This window comes from Aeromicrobium sp. EU05-FHT14F07, from assembly GCF_058790455.1.
The window spans coordinates 33,150-52,547 of sequence record NZ_JBYTCR010000017.1 but is presented as its reverse complement, the minus strand read 5'-3'; the positions used below and the strand labels follow the sequence as shown (position 1 = coordinate 52,547).

Annotated in this window: 11 protein-coding genes; all 11 read left to right on the top strand. The window is 70.9% G+C overall.

What is annotated here, in order from left to right; translation table 11 throughout:
- Positions 1 to 82 precede the first annotated feature (82 nt).
- The 11 genes from AC3WRM_RS14550 (at position 83) to AC3WRM_RS14500 (ending at position 19,239) form a co-directional block, all read left to right on the top strand.
- Entirely contained in the window at positions 83 to 2,896 is a 2,814-nt protein-coding gene (locus tag AC3WRM_RS14550; protein WP_492249247.1) for a chorismate-binding protein, read from the top strand.
- 63 nt (positions 2,897 to 2,959) lie between these two features.
- Positions 2,960 to 3,457 carry an ATP-binding protein gene (locus tag AC3WRM_RS14545; protein WP_492249248.1) on the top strand — a complete coding sequence of 166 codons (498 nt, stop codon included), beginning with the start codon at positions 2,960 to 2,962 and terminating at the stop codon, positions 3,455 to 3,457.
- Between the two features lie 348 nt (positions 3,458 to 3,805).
- The gene (locus AC3WRM_RS14540) at positions 3,806 to 4,978 is read left to right on the top strand and encodes an adenine-specific methyltransferase EcoRI family protein (RefSeq protein WP_492249249.1); all 1,173 of its coding nucleotides are present in this window, start codon (positions 3,806 to 3,808) and stop codon (positions 4,976 to 4,978) included.
- A complete protein-coding gene (locus AC3WRM_RS14535) occupies positions 4,978 to 6,144 on the top strand; it encodes an HNH endonuclease family protein (protein ID WP_492249250.1) in 1,167 nt (388 codons plus the stop codon). Before AC3WRM_RS14540 ends, AC3WRM_RS14535 begins: the two co-directional genes overlap by 1 nt.
- Before the next feature lie 54 nt (positions 6,145 to 6,198).
- Positions 6,199 to 7,158, top strand: a complete 960-nt coding sequence (locus tag AC3WRM_RS14530) for a hypothetical protein (protein WP_492249251.1) — start codon at positions 6,199 to 6,201, stop codon at positions 7,156 to 7,158.
- Positions 7,159 to 7,325: 167 nt separating this feature from the next.
- A complete protein-coding gene (locus AC3WRM_RS14525; RefSeq protein WP_492249252.1) occupies positions 7,326 to 7,535 on the top strand; it encodes a hypothetical protein in 210 nt (69 codons plus the stop codon).
- Positions 7,519 to 8,730 carry an acyl-CoA dehydrogenase family protein gene (locus AC3WRM_RS14520; protein ID WP_492249253.1) on the top strand — a complete coding sequence of 404 codons (1,212 nt, stop codon included), beginning with the start codon at positions 7,519 to 7,521 and terminating at the stop codon, positions 8,728 to 8,730. Before AC3WRM_RS14525 ends, AC3WRM_RS14520 begins: the two co-directional genes overlap by 17 nt.
- A gap of 173 nt (positions 8,731 to 8,903) precedes the next feature.
- The gene (locus AC3WRM_RS14515) at positions 8,904 to 11,621 is read left to right on the top strand and encodes a hypothetical protein (RefSeq protein ID WP_492249254.1); all 2,718 of its coding nucleotides are present in this window, start codon (positions 8,904 to 8,906) and stop codon (positions 11,619 to 11,621) included.
- Between the two features lie 2 nt (positions 11,622 to 11,623).
- Positions 11,624 to 12,880, top strand: coding sequence for an ABC transporter substrate-binding protein (locus AC3WRM_RS14510; RefSeq protein ID WP_492249255.1), 1,257 nt, complete (start codon positions 11,624 to 11,626; stop codon positions 12,878 to 12,880).
- 12 nt (positions 12,881 to 12,892) lie between these two features.
- Positions 12,893 to 14,908: a serine/threonine-protein kinase gene (locus AC3WRM_RS14505; RefSeq protein WP_492249256.1), complete on the top strand. Its 2,016-nt coding sequence runs from the start codon at positions 12,893 to 12,895 to the stop codon at positions 14,906 to 14,908.
- 26 nt (positions 14,909 to 14,934) lie between these two features.
- Positions 14,935 to 19,239: a type VII secretion EssC family protein gene (locus tag AC3WRM_RS14500; RefSeq protein ID WP_492249257.1), complete on the top strand. Its 4,305-nt coding sequence runs from the start codon at positions 14,935 to 14,937 to the stop codon at positions 19,237 to 19,239.
- Positions 19,240 to 19,398 lie beyond the last annotated feature (159 nt).

Genomic DNA, 19,398 nt, shown 5'->3' with positions numbered 1-19,398 from the left:
CGGCGGGGGTGCCGGGCCCCGGGCGGCGGACGGCGGAGCCGGGGGTGCCGGGCCCCGGGCGGCGGATGGCGGAGCCGGGGCCGTGGCCGTGGTGGCGCACCGACGGCGTCTTGAGCTCGCCGAGGGTCCGCTGGAGGTGCTGCGACGCTTCCGTGACCGCGACCGTCCGGTGGCGCTGGTCGGCGCGTGGCACCAGGGCGACGCGCTGGTGGCCTGCGACCCCGTGCGGGTGCTCGATCCCGAGGTGGACGACCCGTTCGACCTGCCGCTTCCGGTGGTGGCACCGGACGCCGACGGACCCGGTGCCGGCTTCGGCGGGGGCTGGATCGGTCTGTGGGGGTACCGGCTGGGCGGCCGGCTGGAGCGGGTGCCGCCCGCGCGCACCCGTCCCGTCGAGCAGCCCGACGCCCGGCTGGCGTTCTACGCGTGGGTGCTGCGACGCAGCCGGGGCACGTGGTGGCTGGAGTGGCTGGGCGACGTCGACGTCGCGCCCGTGCTGGCGATGCTCGAGGGTCCCGCGCCGGAGCCGGTCGCGCACCACGTCGGGCCGCTGCGGCTGCTGCCGTCACCCGACGAGCACGCGGCAGCGGTCGCGCGGGCGGTGGCGCACGTGCACGCCGGTGACCTCTTCCAGGTCAATCTCTGTGCGCGTCTGGAGGGCGAGGTGCGGGGGCACCCGGTCGACGTCTTCTGCGCGGGCGCGCAGCACCTGCGGCCGGCCTACGGCGCGTTCGTGGGCGGCCCGGCGGGCAGCGGCGAGGGCGTCGCGTCGTTCTCCCCGGAGCTGTTCCTGCGCCGCACGGGGCACGAGGTGCTGACGTCGCCGATCAAGGGCACGGCGCCGCTCGGAGCCGGACCGCGGGACGACGCCGCCGCGGCCGCGACGCTGGTGGCCTCGGCGAAGGACCGCGCCGAGAACGTCATGATCGTCGACCTGATGCGCAACGACCTCGGTCGCGTGTGCGCGCCGGGCAGCGTGCGCGTCCCCGCCCTCGTCCGGCCCGAGCGGCACGCCGTGTGGCAGCTGGTGTCCGACGTCGTGGGCCGCCTCGCGCCGGACGTCGACGACGCCGACCTGTGGCGGGCGACGTTCCCGCCGGGGTCGGTCACGGGTGCGCCGAAGGTGCGGGCGATGGAGGTCGCCGCGGCGCTCGAGGCCACCGGGCGGGAGGCGTACACCGGGGCGATCGGCCACGTCAGCCCGCTCGCCGGTCTCGAGGCGAACGTCGTCATCCGCACGCTGGAGATGGCCCAGGGGCGGGCGTGGCTCGGCGTGGGCGGTGGGATCGTCGCCGACTCCGATCCGCACGCGGAGCTGGCCGAGGTGTTCGTGAAGGCGCGCCCGGTGGTCGAGGCGGTCGGGTGCAGCCTCGTCGACGACGTGCCGCTCCCGCCGCCTGCGGCCCCGTCCGCGCCGAGGTCCGCGCGGGACTGGTCCGCGGACGTCACGCGCGGGGTGTTCACCACCCTGCTCGTGGAGGACGGGAGGGCCGTCGACGTCGCGTCGCACCTGGCCCGGCTCGACGCCAGCGTCCGCGCCGTCTACGGCAGCAGCGTCCGGGAGGGGCTCGACGACGCGGTGGCCCGGCGCGCGGCGAGCCTGCCGCCGGGCCGGCATCGGGTGCGGGTCGAGGCGGTGCCCCTCGAGCCGCTGCGCGACAGGGACGACCACCCCGTGCCGGTGCGGGTTCGCCTCGTCGACGCCCCGCTCGCGCCCGCCCCCGCCTCGTGGCGGCTCGTGCCGCGCGAGGTCCCGGGCGGCTGGGGCAGCCACAAGTGGGTCGACCGCGGTCCGCTGGAACCCCCGGCGGGGGCGGACGAGCTGCTGCTCGTCGACGTCGACGGCTCGGTGCTGGAGGGCGGTCGCACCTCGGTGTTCTGCGTGCTCGACGACGGCGTGCACACGCCCGCGCTCGACGGCAGGGTGCTGCCGGGCACCCAGCGCGCCCGGGTGGTCGACGCCCTCCTGCGCGCCGGCCTGCCGCTGCGTCAGCGTCGGCTCACGCGCTCCGACCTCGCGGCGGCGTCGGAGGTCTTCGTCACCAACGCCCTGCGCGGAGTGGTGCCGGTGCACGAGGTCGCGGACGTCGGCGCGTGGCCCGCCCCCGGCCCCCTCACCACCCTCCTCACCTCGGAACTGGCCACCCCCCACCCCCCTGACCGTGACGTTTCCGGGGTGAGAACGCAGGTTCCAGCCCGGAAACGTCACGCTCAGCGGGAGGGGGCGGGCGCGGCGAGGGTGCTGTTCGTCGACAACTACGACTCGTTCGTCTTCAACCTCGTGCAGTACGTGCGCGAGCTCGGCGCCCGGGCCGACGTCGTCCGCAACGACGAGGTCGACGTCGAGCAGCTCGTCGCCGCGCGGTCGGCGGGCGAGCTGACGCACGTGGTCCTGTCGCCGGGGCCGGGCGCGCCCGCCGACGCGGGCATCAGCGTCGACGTCGTCCGTCGCCTCGGTCCCACCACGCCGCTGCTCGGGGTCTGCCTCGGCCACCAGGCGATCGCCGAGGCCTATGGCGCGCGAGTGGTGCGTGCGGCGCAGGTGGTGCACGGCAAGCCGTCGCTCGTCCACCACGACGGGCTCGGCCTGCACGCCGGGCTGCCCGCGCCCCTCGTCGTCGCCCGCTACCACTCGCTGGTGGCCGAGGAGGCCAGCCTGCCGGCGGAGCTCGTCGTCACGAGTCGCACCGCGTCGGGCGTCGTGATGGGCCTGCGGCACGCGTCCCATCCGGTCGAGGGCGTGCAGTGGCACCCCGAGTCGATTCTGACCAGCCACGGGCACGACCTGCTGGCCGCCTTCCTGACCGTGGTGTCGAAAGACGCCACGAGCTCCTCGCAGCTCCGCGCCGCACGGTCCCGGGGCGCGCTCTGGCCCATCGACGACACCCGTCGGTGAACAGTGCAGGACGTTCGGCCCGAAGCCGGGCGGAAGGTCGTGGGCACGGCGAAGGTCACGGCCATGACGGCCGCGGACCGCTTCCAGGTCGACCTGCACGGCGTGGTCGACCTCCTCGCGCAGCACATCTACAGCAGTCCGCGCGTCTTCCTGCGCGAGCTGCTGCAGAACGGGGTCGACGCGATCACCGCGCGCCGCGCCCTCGACCCGTCCGCACCAGCCACGATCGACGTCCGGAGCGACGGACGGACCCTCCGCGTCTCGGACACCGGTGTCGGGCTATCGGCCGACCAGGTGTCGGCGGTGCTCGCCACGATCGGCCGAAGCACCAAGCGCGACGGCATCGGCCTCGCCCGGGAGGAGTTCCTCGGGCAGTTCGGCGTCGGGCTCCTGTCGGCCTTCATGGTCGCCGAGGAGATCCAGGTGGTCACGCGCCCGGCCGAGGGCCCGCCAAGAATCGCCGGAAGGCTCGCTTCCAGAAGGGCCGATCGAGCCCGCTGCAGCGGGGTGTCCCTCTTCGTGAATGGGCTCAGCTCTACCGATCCGCCACCACCACCCTGAGCCGCCGAGCAGGCCAGGAAGCTATCTCCGTGACCGAGACTGGCATGCTCGGTGCCACTGGAGAAACAGCGCCGTGAACCAGACCAACAGCCAGAACGCGACTAGGCCCGAGGTGACCGAGCAGTCCGAGACGGTGGCCCTCGCGCTACAGGGCAACCGCCCTGCGGCGGGGCCCAATGCCGAACTGTGGGTACACCTGGCGCCGGACGAGCGTGACGCTATGGCTCACGGGTGGAGGCTGGATGGGGCCTGAGCGACAGACTCGCACGATGCTCGCACTGATTGTCGACCCTCGCCGCTAGTGTGGCTCTGAGCGTCATGGGGGCGCGGCGAGAGGCATGGACAGGCGTGGCTGGCAACGCGGGACTCAGCAGGGCGAAGGCTGCCAAGAACGATGAGTTCTATACACAGTGGGCCGACATCGAGCGGGAGATGAACGCCTATCTCGAGTTCGACCCGGACGTCTTCCGCGACAAGGTCGTTCTGCTGCCCTGTGACGATCCTGAGTGGTCCAACTTCACGAAGTTTTTCGCTCTCCACTTTGCTGACTACGGCATCAAGCGCCTCATCTCAACGTCCTATGCGCCGGACTCCAATCCCGCAGGAGCGTCCTATCAACCGAGTCTGTTCGAAATAGAGAGCCCTGCCTACGACGTTTCGAAGGATCGCGTGAGAGGCAAGAAGTTCGTTCTTGAGGCGAAGGACGTCAATGGCGATGGCGTCATTAACATCGACGATCTTCATTGGGACTACCTCGAAGGGGACGGCGACTTCCGAAGTGCAGAGGTCACCGCGCTTCGCGACGAAGCTGACGTCATCCTCACGAACCCGCCGTTCAGCTTGTTCCGCGAGTTCGTCGCTTGGCTGGTGGGTGCTGACAAAACGTTCTCAATGATCGGCAATAGCAACGCGATCACCTACAAGGATATCTTCGCCCTCATCAAGGCAAACCGTCTGTGGAAGGGGGCGACGGGCAACAACACCGATATGGTGTTCGGGGTTCCGAAGGGCGCGCCGGTCAAAGAGACCGACCGGCTTAAGGCTGCGCGGCTCGGATACCCCTCCGATGAGGAATATGACTATACCCGCCTGGGAAACTCGTGCTGGTTTACAAACATCGAGCACGGCCGTCGTCACGAGCCTCTCCAGTTGATGACGATGAGGGAAAACATCAAATTCAGTCGCCACAAGGAGGTCCGGGAAGCGGGATATCTCGAGTACGACAACTTCGATGCGATCGAAGTTCCGTACACAGATGCGATCCCGAGCGACTTCGGTGGCGTCATGGGCGTCCCGATCACCTTTCTCGACAAGTACAACCCCGACCAATTCGAGATAGTCGAACTGAGCAGGTACACGAAGACACAGGGCATGTCGAAGGAGTTCGTTGACGCCTACTACGCCTCGGGCCAGACAGGCCAGATCACTGAGGGCCATCCCGACCTCTGCTACTACGACAGCAGCGGCCGACCAGTAGTTCCCTACATGAGGGTGCTAGTCCGGCATAAGGGCGCGAGTTGATGAAGACCGATTTGAAGCACTACACGGTCGCCCAGGTCGTCGAGGGTTTCGTTTACAACGAGCTGGAGGCGAAAGGCCTGTTCGGTCTGGCCGGCCAACTCACGATTCAGCCAGAGTTCCAGAGGAACTACATTTATAATGACGGCAAGAAGGACGTTGCCGTCATCGACTCGCTCCTGAAGGGCTATCCGCTCGGGCTGATCTATTTTAACGTCACCGCCGAGGGCCTCGAGGTGCTGGACGGACAGCAGCGCATCACTTCCTTCGGCCGGTTCGTGACCGGCAAGTTCGCCATCAAGGTCAACGGCAAAGAGCAGACATTCTCCTCACTGCCGCCTGAGGAGCAGGCCAAAATCGTCGAGTCCGATCTGTTGGTCTACGAATGCTCGGGCACGGAGCGCGAGATCAAAGACTGGTTTCAGACCATCAATATCTCGGGAGTTCCGCTTAGCCCTCAGGAACTCTTGAATGCGATCTACTCGGGTCCATTCGTGACGCTGGCGAAGGCGGAGTTCTCGAACTCGGCGAACGCCAACCTCCAGAAATGGGGTTGGTACGTCAAAGGTGACCCCAAGCGGCAAGAGGTCTTGGCGCAAGCGCTCGAATTGGTTGCTTCAAGTAAAGGTTTTAGCGTGGATGCCTACCTCGCCCAGCATCGGGGCGACGATTCGATCGCCGAGCTGAAGACGTACTTCACAACGGTCATCGAATGGATCGGGAGCGTGTTCACCCGCTCGCCGGATAAGGAGATGCGGGGTCTTGAGTGGGGGCGCCTCTACGAGACCTACCACTCCAAGTCGTACAACGCCGCGAAGGTGGATTCGGAGGTATCTAGCCTGCTTGGTGATCCGGCAGTAGGGAAGCGTCGCGGCGTGTATGAGTACGTCCTTGGTGGAGGGTCCGATCCGCGTCTCTTGGCGGTGAGGGTCTTCGACGAGAAGACGATCGCGACTCGGTACGCACAGCAGACGACGAAGGCTGAGGCCGACGGCGTGTCTAACTGTCCGGTGTGCGCAGCCGGCGACAACACCAACAGGACGCGTATCTACAAGCGGACCGAGATGGATGCCGATCACGTGAAGGCTTGGTCGAAGGGCGGGGCGACAGACCTCGCAAACTGCGAGATGCTCTGCATCCCGCACAACCGATCTAAGGGCAACTTCTAGCGCCTGGTGGGCAATCGTCCAGAGTGGTCAGCGAGTTCTTCTAACATCCCCACTATGGACTCGGGTGACTTGCTGACGACGTGCGCAGGTTCTGGTGCGACATTGGTCGCGATCATCGGTGGCTTTCTCCTGACGCGGTACATGGCGGTGGAGGGGGAGGTCAGGGGAGCCGACCGTTCGGTGGCCCAGGTGAAGCTCCGGCTCGAAGCGGCAGCCGAGAGGCTCGACACGGCAGAGCAAGCGTTGATCGACTACGACATCGACGAGGCCTTCGATTCGCGGAACTTCATCCTCCTGCTCGTCACCTCGTTCGACGAAGGCATAGAGGTTGATGTGGAAGCCGCACGGACGTCGGTGGCATTGGAGAAGTTCTCCGACGAAGACGTCGACCGTCGACTCCGTGTTTGGCGTGCGGAGACCGCGAAGGCCCGCGGTTCCGAGGTCTGGAGTTTCGTTCACCCTCAAGTGCATCACAAGAGCCTGCGCACGTTCATGCAGTCAATGAGGCTATCGATGGAGATCGAGCCGATATGGCACGCGCTCTACGAGTCCGAGAAGGACGCCAAGCGTGACGAGATGGGCGGCAAACTCGGTCCACCGACGGGCAGGGACGACTATGACCTCATCGACGTGGACGCTGCCGGCAGAAACACCTACACGGGACGTCTTCATGAGGCTGAGGTGACGTTCGGATCGATTCAGGCCGAGATGCGGGTCGCCCAGGCGAATCGAACTTCGATCGCGGAGCCGGTAGGGCTTGTTTGGGAAGTGGTCGTTCTTTCCCTCGTCGCGGTCCTCACGATCGCTCCGTCTCTCGCCCTACTTGCTCCGCAGCCTGCCCACCTCACGCGGGGCGAGAGCGCCGTTGTAGTTGCGCTGTTCACCGCAGGACTCATCATGTTGATCGCCTACCTGATCCGATGGGCAGCGAAGGCGCGAAACGCGTGGGCTCAAGAAATCGGTAGCCCTGACCTGGACTTTGTCATCGAACGGCAGCAGCGAGCGTCCAGGTAGGTCAGCGCTAGGCGACGTCCTTCCACGTCCGCTCTAGGTGGATGCGCCAGAAGCAGCCATCGTCGCGCTTTGGCTCGCCGGATCATCCTGAGCAGATAGCGGCCGACTACGAGGCCTGCTCATGGGCGGGTAGGTCTGCGCGGCTGAGAGAAAACAGCCGGCTCGGGGTGGACGACCTCGCCGCGCGAGCGCTCCACCTGCTGCGGGGCCTCGACGTCGACGTCCTGGACGAGGCGGTCGCCTTGTTCCGCGAGCTGGAGCCCGGCACGAGGGCCTGGGGCGTGCTCGGGTACGCCGTGGCCGACCGGCTGGGGGCCGCGGGGCGGACCGCGGAGGCCGACGCGGTCCGTGAGGAGCTCGATGCGGAGCTCGGCTGAGGTCGACCGGCTGCCCCACCGCTCCCGTGGCAGCATCGACCTCATGGACCTGACCCTCACCGACGAGCAGGCCGGATTCCGCGCCCTGGCCCGCGACTTCCTCGACCGGGAGGTCGTGCCGCACCGTGCCGCGTGGGACCGCGCGGAGTCCGTCGACCTGTCGATCATCCCGAGGCTGGGCGAGATCGGCTTCTTCGGCCTGACGATCCCGGAGGAGTACGGCGGGGTCGGCGGCGACTACCTCACCTACGTCCTCGCGGCGGAGGAGCTCGGCCGCGCCGACTCCGCGATCCGCGGCATCGTCTCGGTCTCGTCCGGGCTGTTCGGCACGTCGGTCCTGCGGCACGGCACCGAGGCGCAGAAGCAGCGCTGGCTGCCCGACATCGCCGCCGGCCGCATCCTCGGCTGCTTCGGGCTCACCGAGCCCGGCAACGGCTCCGACGCCGGCAACCTGCGCACCCGGGCCCGCCGCGACGGTGACGACTGGGTGATCGACGGCTCGAAGGTGTTCATCACCAACGGCACCTGGGCCGACGTGGCCCTCGTGTTCGCCCGCACCAGCGACGACGGCCCGCGCGGCGTGTCCGCGTTCCTGGTGCCGACGGACACGCCCGGCTTCGAGGCCACCGAGATCACGGGCAAGCTCGGCCTGCGCGGCCAGGCCACCGCAGCGCTGTCCTTCGACGGCGTCCGCGTGCCGGGCGACGCGCTGCTGGGCGAGGAGGGCCGGGGCTTCAAGATCGCGATGCAGACGCTCGACAAGGGCCGGGTGACCATCGCGGCCAGCTGCGTCGGCATCGTCCAGGGCTGCCTGGAGGAGACCGTCGCGTACACGGGCCAGCGCGAGCAGTTCGGCCGGCCGATCGCGTCGTACCAGCTGGTGCAGGAGATGATCGCCGACATGAGCGTCGACGCCGACGCCGCGCGGCTGCTCACCTGGCGCGCCGCCGACCTCATGCAGCGCGGCGAGCCGTTCGGGACGGCGGCGTCGAAGGCCAAGCTGTTCGCCTCGGAGGCGGCCGTGCGCGCCGCGAACCTCGCCGTGCAGGCGTTCGGCGGCTACGGGTTCATCGACGAGTACCCGGTGCAGAAGTACCTGCGCGACGCTCGCGTGATGACGCTCTACGAGGGCACGAGCCAGGTGCAGAAGCTGCTGATCGGGCGGGCCGAGACGGGGATCAACGCGTTCGTCTGACCGAGATGCGGGACGAAGGTCTCGGTTGATTGGGCAGCCGGGGTCCGGCTCGCCTATCCTCAGCGTGCCGGACTTGGGAATCCGGTTCAGTAACTCGATCGAATCGACATCGTTCCTCCAGGGGAACACCGCCGTCCCGAGGACGGTCGCCGACGCGAGAAGGACATGCAGCCGTGGGAGACACCTTCACCGCACCGACCGGACGTCGGACGCGCCGCCGCCTGACCCTGGGCGTCGTCGTCACCGCGTCCGCCGGTCTCGTCACGTTCGGCCTGATGCCGGCCCAGGCGGCGCCCCAGAAGGTGCTCCAGTCGGTCGCGGTGTCGGTCGACGACAGCGGTGCGATCACCAGGATCACGAGTGACACCGTGTCGCAGGAGGGCGACGCCGACCCGGAGAAGACCGAGCGGGAGCACGACCCCGCGAAGACCGGCTCGGAGCTGCCGCTGCGCGTGCTCACGTCCTACCGGCTCGGCAAAACGGTGGGCACGGACCTCCAGGACCTCGACGGCAAGACCGGTCGCGCCGAGATCCTCGTGACCGTCCAGAACACGACGGTGCGGCCGAAGGTGCTCTCCTACGACGCGAACGGCGTCGGCAAGGAGGCGCCCGCCCTGGTCGGCACCCCGCTGACGGTGATGGCCGCGGCGAGGCTCGACGACGTCGACACCGCCTCCGTGGTCTCCGCCAGCGAGGACGGGGGCGCTGGCACCAACGGTGTCGTCAGCCGTGTCGCGGACGGCGCGACGCAGGTCCAGTGGGCCACGATGCTCGCCCCGCCGCGGCTCGCCACGAGCGCCACGTTCCGTCTCGTCATCGACTCCGCGGACATCACCCCGCCCTCCTTCGACATCAGCGCGCAGCCCGGCCTGGTCACCGACACCTCCGTCGCACGCCTGGTCGACTCGGCGTTCTCGGAGTCGGCCGGCAGCCAGCGCGACCTCGAGACCCGGACGATCAGCGTGCTCACCGGGGTCGGGCAGTCGCTCGCCCAGGCCGGCGACGTGCTCGTCAAGGTCGAGCAGCTGCTCAGCGGGTCCGCGCGCCAGCTCGGCTCGAAGACCCTCTCCGACCTCGACCGCAGCGCGGGCGACGTCGACTCCGCGCTCAGCGGTCTCGCCTCGGACATCGACGGTCTCGAGTCGCAGATGAGCGCCGCGCTGGACTCCTCCAGCGACAAGGCCGTGCAGCAGATGAGCGACTCCCTCGGCCAGGTGAAGACGCGCGTGCTCGGCGACCCCGAGAAGCTCGAGGAGCCGGTCACGGTCCGACCGGGCACCGGCCAGGGAGCCACCTGCACCCTCGACGCGGCGCAGGTGCGTCCGAGCGCCACGGTGGTCGGTCAGCTGCGAGCCGTGCGCGCGCAGCTCGGCCAGCTGAAGGCCGAGTCGGGCGCCTGCCGCGACGCGGTCGTGGCCAGCCTCAAGGCCACGCTCGGCAGCACCACGGACGTCTGCCCGGCGACGCCGAACGCCCCGACGACCGCGCTCGGCGCGCTGAACTGCGCCTCCGGGCGACTCGGCCAGAGCGTCACCGCGGTGGCCAGCGCCAAGGCGTCCGTCACGGGCTCGATCGACGCGCTAGCCGTCGGCACGCTCTCGGACCAGCTCGGCACGGTCCTCACCGACCTGCAGGGCGTCCGTGGTCTCGTCTCCGACATCCGCAGCGGCGCGCAGGGCTCGTCGATCGGCGATCTCGTCACTCGTCTGAGGGGCATCCTGACCTCCATCAGCACCAGCAGCCAGCTCTCGCAGAGCCTCGCCACGATCCACAGCACTGCCGCCGCGCAGGTGGCCGCGTTGTCGGACGGCGACGAGAGCGTGCAGGAGCAGGTCGAGGCGCTGCAGACCACCCTGTGCACCCTGCCGGACTCCCCGGAGCGCACGCAGGCGGCCGGTCTGCTGAGCGGCAAGGACTGCGCAGGCCTCCCGGCACCCACCGGCGACTTCCCCGAGCCGCTGGCCGAGCGTGTCGACGACCAGCTCGCCGCCTGGCAGCAGATCGCCGACCTGTCCTCCTCGACGGGCGTCCCGTCCATCGTCGAGTCGCTGCGCGACAGCATCGGCCAGGTGCTGGACGCCACCCAGGGCGGTACGGGCAGCGTCGACGAGAAGGTCGACGGCACCCTCGCCTCCCTGGACGACCTGTTCGCCAGCGCCCCCGTGACGTGCGACGACGACGACCTGCCGCCGGCCAACGCGCTGCGCTGCACGGTCGAGACCCTGACCACCAGCCAGGGCCAGATCTCCCAGGACGTCGCCACCGCCTTCGACGGCGTCGACGACGCCCTCGCCGACGCCAACCGACAGGTCGCCGACGGCTCGACCAAGGTCCAGGCCGGTGGCGACGCCGCCGCGAACGGGACCAGCTCGCTCTTCGGCGGCTTCGGCTCCTCGCTCGACGGGATCGGCCGGGCCCTCGCCGACCAGGGCAGGAAGCAGATCGAGCGCCAGCGCCAGCGGCTCGACGCCCAGGCCGCCGGCTTCGAGACGGCGCTCGACAGCACCATCGCGAAGTCGACGCAGGCCATCGAGGACCGCGTCTCGGCGTCGAATCGTGACCTGGCCGCCTCGGAGAAGGAGCTGGCGGCGGACTTTGCGGCCATCATCGCCTCGATCGGCTCCCCCGACCGCGCAGGTAGCGGTCTGCTCGGCTCGATCAACATCGGTGCCCGCAACACCGGGGCGTCGAACCAGAAGGTCGCCTCCGCGGGCGGTGCTGTCGACGCGTTCAGCGGTGTCCGGGCTACGAGCCTCGACGCCCTGCTGCTCCAGCAGGAGCAGGTGGCGGCCTCGCTGCAGGCCGAGTCGGCGTTCCCCGCTTTCGACCTGAAGCTGCCGAGCGGCTCGTCGCACACCACCGTGTTCTCGTTCCACGTCGGCAAGGACTGACCATGAAGCGTGCCCTCGTCACCGCCTCCGCCGGTCTGCTCGCCCTCACGGGCTGCACGGGTGGGGCGCAGGCCGATCCTCGCGAGCCAGCGGCGGTCGCGCTGGCGGCCGACAAGGTCGACGCCCTGACGATCGGCCTCGTCGTCTCCTCGACATCGGACGCAGGCCAGGGCTCGGAGTGGCTGGAAGCGTCCGCGGGGGCCGAGGTGGCGGCCTACCGGTTCGGTCTGGCCGGTCGGAAGATCACGTTCTCCGTGGTCGACGACCGGGGCTCGGCCGAGCGGGCCACACAGGGGGTGCAGAAGCTGGTCGACGAAGGCGTCTCCGGGATCGTCCTCGCGACGTCGGGCTCGCACGTCGAGGCCGCGCTCGACCTCGCCTCGGACGCGGACGTCCCGGTGGTCGCCCCGTACCTGCGTACCGGCGGCGTGCCGGAGGGTGTGCACGTCCTCGGTCCCAGCGAGGGGCAGGTCGACGAGCGCCTCACGCAGGCCCGGGAGTCCGACGGCGTCTCCGCGAGCGTCGTGCTCGTCGGCGACGGCTCCCCCGCCCCCGACCTCGAGGGTGCGCGCACGGTGCAGCTCGACGGTGACAACCTCAAGCAGGCCGTGCGGGGCATCGCGAAGGGCGTCGAGGACCGCACGGTCGACTCCGTCGTCGTCAGCGCGTCCACGACCACCCAGGCCCGGGCCGTCGCAGCGCTCCAGGGCGCGGCTCCGGACCTGCCGGTCTACCTGACCCCCGAGGCACTCAGTCCCCGGTTCGCCGACGCCGTCGTGCGTGGCGACGGCACCGTCGCAGGCCGGCTCGAGGCCGTGGGCGTCGACGCGTCCGACGCGTCGACGCTCGGCTCCGACGCCGCTGCCGACTCCGCCGCCGCCTACTTCTCCGCCCTGCGGCTGCTCGCGTCCGACCCTGATGCGACCTCGGTGGTCGACGGCACGCCGTTGCAGGAGGCGGCCGCCGACGCCGACCTGCCGAGCCACGACGCCGTCGTCGCCCTCGTGCGCGCGGCGTCGAAGGCAGGGTCGTCGAAGCCGGGCGACGTCGCCCAGGCTCTCGATGGCCTGAAGCTCGGCGCGAAGCAGGCGCTGGCGGGCCCGGCGCTCGACTTCTCCTCCACGTACGTCGTGCCCGGCCGCGGGGTCGCCGTGCTGCGGGCGACGACGCAGGACCCGGGGGTGCGGCCCGAGCCGGCCGACGGCGACGACGCCCCGCGACTCTTCTGGTTCGGCGTCGGCGACGACGCGCAGGACTGACGGGGGCCGGACGTGGACGTGGGGAGCCGTCGGGCGCTCGGCAGCCGCTACGAGCTCCAGGAGAGGCTCGGCTCGGGTGCGATGGGCGAGGTCTGGCTGACCCTCGACCGCACGTCGGGCGACCACGTGGCCGCCAAGCTGCTGCGACGTGAGTTGACCGAGGATCCGGAGATCGTCGGCCGGTTCATCCAGGAGCGGTCGATCCTGCTGGGGCTGCGTCACGACAACGTGGTGCGCGTGCGCGACCTGGTGGTCGAGGGTGACGACCTCGCCATCGTCATGGACCTCGTCACGGGCTCCGACGTGCGTACGCTGCTCGACCGGTCCGGCACCTGCACGCCGCGCGAGGCCGTCGAGGTGGTCGCAGCGGTGCTCGACGCGCTGGCTGCCGCGCACGCCGCTGGATGCCTGCACCGTGACGTCAAGCCCGACAACGTCCTGCTGGCCGAGGGGCCCGCGCCGATCGGCACGCGTGTCCGGCTGTCCGACTTCGGCATCGCGCGGCTCGCGCAGGACTCGACGGTGCAGGCCACCGGCCTGCTCGGCACCCCCGGGTACATGCCACCGGAGCTGTTCTCCGAAGGACGGTTCAGCGGGGCGTCCGACGTGTACGCCGCCGGTGTCATGCTCTACGAGCTGGTCGCCGGCCGCACGCCCTTCGCCGGCGCGGGCACCGCCCACACGGTCGGCTTCCGGCACGTGACGGCGGCGCCGCCCGTGCTCCCGGTCGCTCCCGAGCTCTGGCACGTCCTCGACGCGCTCCTCGCGAAGGATCCGACCGTCCGGCCCACCCCCGCCACGGCGGCGCGCATGCTGCGGGGCCTGCCCGACGCGGTCCTCGACGCCTCCCCGCTCTCCCCGCAGCCCGAGCCGACCGAGTGGGTCAGCGTGGCCGCAGCGGCCCCCGCCTCGGTCATCCAGCCGCGGGCCGACGACAGCATCGACGTCGGCGCCACCCACCTCAAGGGCCTCGCGCCGGTCGCGGCTCCCGTCGCGGCGCAGGGCGAGGTCAAGGCGCTGGCCGGCGGTGCCGATGCCGCGCTCGTCGACGGGGAGACCAACCTGGCGCGCCGCGACCGCGCGTTCGAGGCACCGGTGCTCGCGCCCGGCGCGCCCACCGTCGAGGTCGAGCGGCGACGGCGGATGTGGGTGTGGGTGGCAGTGGCCGCAGCGGTCGTCGTCCTGGCCGGCGGCGGCTACCTCGTCGTCACGAGCCTGACCGGTGGCAACGGAGGCGGCTCGGGGGCGCCCGTGACGTTCCAGGCCGATCCGGTGAGCTATCCGTCGGGTCTGGAGGTCGCCCGAGAGGCCACCTTCGACCCCGAGACGGGAAGCATCGACCTGGTGATGACCTTCGACTCCACGGGTGGCCCGCTGCGTGGCGACGTGCTGCAGGTGATGCCCGAGGTCGAGGGACAGGGCTGCCCCGAGGTGACCTGGGACGTCGAGACCACCCTCAACGTGACCCGGGCGACCGGCATCCGCTCCACCTGTCCCGGCCAGGTCGTCCCCGTGGCGGTCGAGTCGGGCGGCAGCCAGCGCGTGGAGGCCACCGTCGGCGCCGACCTCGGGTCCGATCCTGAGCAGGCCCTGGAGACGTGGCTCGGCTCGCAGGCCGACGCCACCGCGGCCGCCGTGGACGACCCGGACGTCGTGAAGTCGACGGCGTACGTGCTGCAGCGGCTGGCCGGCATCGAGGTCGTGGTGCCCAGCACCCTCACCTTCGCGGACAAGGTCGTGCCGGTGAAGCTGTTCCCGCGCTGGTCCAACGGGGAGCCCGACGACCAGAACGTCCTGTACGACTCCGACAACCCCGGGCCGCGGACGCAGATGCTCGCCGCCGTCGCCGGTGACGAGGAGCTGCGCTTCAACCCCGGTCCGAGCTGCGACGGCGCCGTCTACGCCGGGCCCGGTGGGGCGATGGTCCTCGAGGGCCGAGCCGTGGACGGCTGCACCCTCACCACCTCGATCGGACGTTTCACCGACCTCGAGAGCAATGCGCTCACCGTGGTCGGCCCTCGGAGCTAGCGGCTCGGACACCAGGAGGCCCCCGGATGCGGATCATCGTCACCACCTCGTCGTCGAGCGGCGACCGGGACGTGCTCGTCGACTGCGACGACGCGACGTCGGCGCGTGACCTGGAGCAGGCGCTCGGGCGGGAGATCGGCACCACGGCCGCCTGGAGCCTGGAGGCCGGCGACGCGCACGAGGGCGACGTCGCGGTGGCGACGGCCGGGCTCGAGGGGCTCCACCACGGGGCGCGCATCGGCTTCGGGGTCCCTGTCGACGACGCGACGCAGACCGAGGGTCTTCAGCTGCACGTCGTGTCGGGCCTGCGCGCCGGCACCGTGTTCGTGCTCCCGGTGGGCACGCACGAGGTCGGTCGCGTGGGCGCGCTCTCGTGGGGCGACCAGTCGATGTCGCGGCGGCACTGCCGCGTGACCGTGACCAGCGAGTCCCTGACGGTCACCGACCTCGGCTCCACGAACGGCACGTTCCTCGAGGGGGAGCGGCTCGAGGCCGAGCAGGAGGCCGCCTGGCCGCTGGGTGCGCTGCTGGAGCTCGGCGACTCGGCCGTGGTGGTGCGCGAGGCGCGCCGTGACGAGACGGTCGTGGAGAACGCGGACCCGGGCTGGCGGACCTTCCTGCGTCCGCCGCGCATCCAGCCGTACCACCTGACGCCGTCGGTGGAGGTGCCGCGCCCGCCGGGCAAGCAGCACAAGCGCAGCTTCCCGGTGATCGCCATGATCGCGCCCGTGGTCCTCGGCCTGATGATGTTCGCGGTGCTGCGGAACCCGATGTACCTGATGTTCCTGCTGATGTCCCCGATGATGATGGCGGCGAACTACTTCTCGGAGCGTCGCGGCCAGGGCAAGACGTGGGCCGAGGAGCTCGCCGAGTACCACGAGAAGCTCGCAGCGGCGCAGGCGAAGCTGCTCGAGCACACCGAGGCGGAGCAGCAGCGGCTGCGCTCGGCGCTGCCCGACGCCGCGGAGACCTTCGTGACGGCCACCCTGCCCGGCGCGCGCCTGTGGGAGCGCCGGCGTCAGGACGACGACTTCCTGGCGCTGCGTCTGGGCACCGCCGACCAGCCGACCACCATCCAGGTGACCGGCGAGGCGCCCGAGGAGGAGCTGAAGCTGCACGCCGTGCCGGTCGGCTTCTCGCTCGCGGAGTCCGGCGTCGTGGGCCTGGCCGGCCCGGACGAGGTCGTGGACGACGTGCTGCGCTGGTCGATGCTGCAGCTGGCGGCCTACCACGCCCCCCGCGACCTGACGATCTCGTTCCTGACGTCACGCGGCGGCGAGGAGTGGTCGTGGCTCGCGTGGCTGCCGCACCTGTCGGCGGGCGACCTCGACGCGTGCATCGCGATGGTCGGCAACGACGCCGAGACGCACAAGGCGCAGGTGGCGTGGCTGACGGCCACGATCAAGGAGCGCAAGGCACTCGCGAAGGACCACCGGGCCGGTGCTGCCAGCTTCCCGGCGCACGTGGTCGTGCTGCACGGCTACCGCGCGCTGCGGGCCCTGCCGGGGCTCGCAGCGGTGCTGGAGGACGGACCCGCGGTGGGCGTGTACGCGCTGTGCGTCGACGACCACCAGCGGTCGCTGCCGGAGCGCGCGAGCGCCACGCTCCAGGTCGACCCCGTCGACCGGACGCGCGCGGCGCTGCGCAGCAGCGGACGACCGTCGGTGCCCGACCTGCAGGCCGAGGGCGTGAGCCTGGCGGTCGTCGACCGCGCGGCACGGGCGTTGGCCAGCCTGCGCGACGTCGGCGAGGGCGAGGAGGGCGGCCAGGTGCCCGACTCCGCGCGTCTGCTCGACGTCCTCGGTATCGACCCGCCCACCCCGGACGCCGTCCGCTCGGGCTGGATCATCTCCCCGCGCAGCACGTCGATGACCCTCGGTCTCGGCGCTGACGGGCCGTTCGCGCTCGATCTGAGGTCCGACGGCCCGCACGGACTCGTCGCCGGCATGACCGGGTCGGGCAAGACGGAGCTCCTCCAGACCATGATCGCCTCGCTCGCGGTCGCGAACCGGCCCGACCAGATCAACTTCGTGCTCGTCGACTACAAGGGCGACAGCGCGTTCAAGGACTGCGTGAAGCTGCCGCACACCGTCGGCAAGGTCAACGACCTCGACCCGCACCTCGTGGTCCGTGCCCTGCAGTCGCTCAAGGCGGAGCTGAAGTACCGCGAGCACTTCCTCGCCGAGGCCGGCACGAAGGACATCGAGGACTACCAGGACCTGCAGGCCAAGGAGCCGCACCGTCCCCCGCTGCCGCGCCTGCTGATCGTCATCGACGAGTTCGCCCAGCTGAGCAAGGACCTGCCCGACTTCGTCACCGGCCTGGTCGCGATCGCCCAGCTCGGACGTAGCCTCGGCATCCATCTGCTGCTGGCGACGCAGCGACCGTCCGGTGTCGTGTCGCCCGAGATCCGCGCCAACACCAACATGCGCATCGCGCTGCGCGTGGCCGACGCCGCTGACAGCTCGGACGTCCTCGACGTGCCCGACGCGTCGCGGATCGCGAAGTCGACGCCCGGTCGCGCCTACGCCCGCCTCGGCGCGGGCACGATGAAGCTGTTCCAGTCCGGCCGCGTCGGTGGACGTCGCCCCGGTGCCGTCGCGACCGACGTGCCCCCGCCGTTCCTCGCGCCGGTGGGGTGGCGCAACCTCGGCTACCCGCCGCCGCGCCCGCCGCGGCGCAAGGAGGTCGAGGTCGAGGGGACGGACCTGTCCGAGCTGGTGACCGCCGTCGTGGAGGCGGCGCGCCTGGAGGAGGTGCCTGCGCAGCGCAGCCCCTGGTTGCCGTCGCTTCCGGAGTCCCTGCTGTGGTCCGAGGACGTCACCGACGAGGCGCGGCGCGGTAGCGTCCCGGCGCTGCCGTACGGCCGCCAGGACCTGCCGCACCGGCAGGAGCAGGTCGTGGCCACGCTCGACCTGGTGCGCGACGACCACCTGCTCGTGGTGGGTTCCTCGGGCAGCGGTCGCTCGCAGCTGCTGCGCACCATCGCGGCGTCGGCGGCCCGCCTGACGCACCCGACCGATCTGCACCTGTACGGGCTCGACTGCGGCAACGGCGCGCTCAACGCGCTCACCGCGCTGCCGCACACCGGTGCCGTGGTGAGCCGCACCGAGGGGGCGCGGGCAGCTCGTCTGCTGGCGCGCATCGGCGAGGAGCTCGACCGTCGTCAGCAGATCATGGCGGCCGGCGGGTTCGGCGACATCTCCGAGCAGCGGGCCTCGGGGGTCGACCCGCTGCCGCACGTGCTGGTCCTGCTGGACCGGTGGGAGGGCTACACGGCCACCATCGGCGAGGTGGAGGCGAACCACAACGTGGTCACCCGGATCCTGCGCGAGGGTGCGGGTGCCGGCGTGCACCTGGTGGCCACGGGCGACCGGACGCTGGCGTACAACTCGCGAGTGTCGTCGATGGTCGAGAACAAGCTGGCGCTGCGCCTGGCCGACCGTGACGACTACGGTCTCCTCGGTCTCAAGCCGCGCGACATGCCCGACTCCGTGGCTCCTGGCCGGGGCTTCACGCCGCAGGGCTACGAGACGCAGATCTTCCAGCTGGCGGCCGACCCGTCGGCGCAGGCGCAGGCGCGTGAGCTGCAGGTGCTCGGCGACCGTGCCAAGGAGCTGGTCGACGCCTCGACGGTGCGGCCGTTCCGGGTCGACCCGCTGCCGGCCCGCATCACTGCGGAGCAGGCGCTGGAGCTCGTGCCCGAGGGCGTGGCCGGACCGCACGCGGTGGTCGGCGTCGGCGGCGACGAGCTGACGGCCTTCGCGCTGCACGTGGGCGAATCCACGGGCTTCGTCGTGGCCGGCCCCGGCCGGTCGGGCCGCAGCTCGGTGCTCGAGGGCATGGCGCGCACGTTCGTGGCCAGTGGTGGTGCGGTGATCGCGGTCGCGCCGCGGCCCAGCCCGCTGCGCGACCTCGCGGGCGACGGCGTGCTCGCGGTCGTGACCGACGCGACGACCCCGGCGTCGGAGTTCGACGCGTGGGTGGAGCAGGCGGGTCGTCCGGTGCTGGTCGTGATCGACGACGGCGAGGGTCTGCGCGACTGTGCGGCCGGGGACTTCTTCCTGCGCTCCATCCGCGGCCAGGTCCCGGGCACCCTCGTGGTGCTGGGCGGTCACGCCGAGGGCGTGGGTGCCGGTCTCAGCGGCTGGCAGCCGGAGATCAAGAAGGCGCGCCAGGGCCTGCTGCTGTCGCCGCAGGGCCTCGGCGACGGCGACCTCGTGGGCGCGCGGGTGCCGCGCAACCTGCTCGGCCAGCCGGTCGTCGTCGGTCGCGGCCTGCTGCACGTCGGTGACGGCTCGCTGCGCCAGGTGGCCACGCTGACGTCCTGACGACAGCTCAGCGGGACCTCGGCCGCGATCGCGCGACGGGGCTCTCGAGGCTCGTCATCTGCCGTGCGGTCCACCGGCGCAGGAGCAACGCCGCGGCTCCCGGCAGGACCGGGATCGTCGCGGACGAGGCCTTCGCGCTGGCCGGGCTGCCGGACGCGT

Bases quoted from the DNA above. Each gene is read 5' to 3' on its own strand.
- AC3WRM_RS14545 (WP_492249248.1), top strand. From the start codon at position 2,960: ATGACGGCCGCGGACCGCTTCCAGGTCGACCTGCACGGCGTGGTCGAC.
- AC3WRM_RS14535 (WP_492249250.1), top strand. From the start codon at position 4,978: ATGAAGACCGATTTGAAGCACTACACGGTCGCCCAGGTCGTCGAGGGT.
- AC3WRM_RS14530 (WP_492249251.1), top strand. From the start codon at position 6,199: ATGGACTCGGGTGACTTGCTGACGACGTGCGCAGGTTCTGGTGCGACA.
- AC3WRM_RS14520 (WP_492249253.1), top strand. From the start codon at position 7,519: ATGCGGAGCTCGGCTGAGGTCGACCGGCTGCCCCACCGCTCCCGTGGC.
- AC3WRM_RS14510 (WP_492249255.1), top strand. From the start codon at position 11,624: ATGAAGCGTGCCCTCGTCACCGCCTCCGCCGGTCTGCTCGCCCTCACG.
- AC3WRM_RS14500 (WP_492249257.1), top strand. From the start codon at position 14,935: ATGCGGATCATCGTCACCACCTCGTCGTCGAGCGGCGACCGGGACGTG.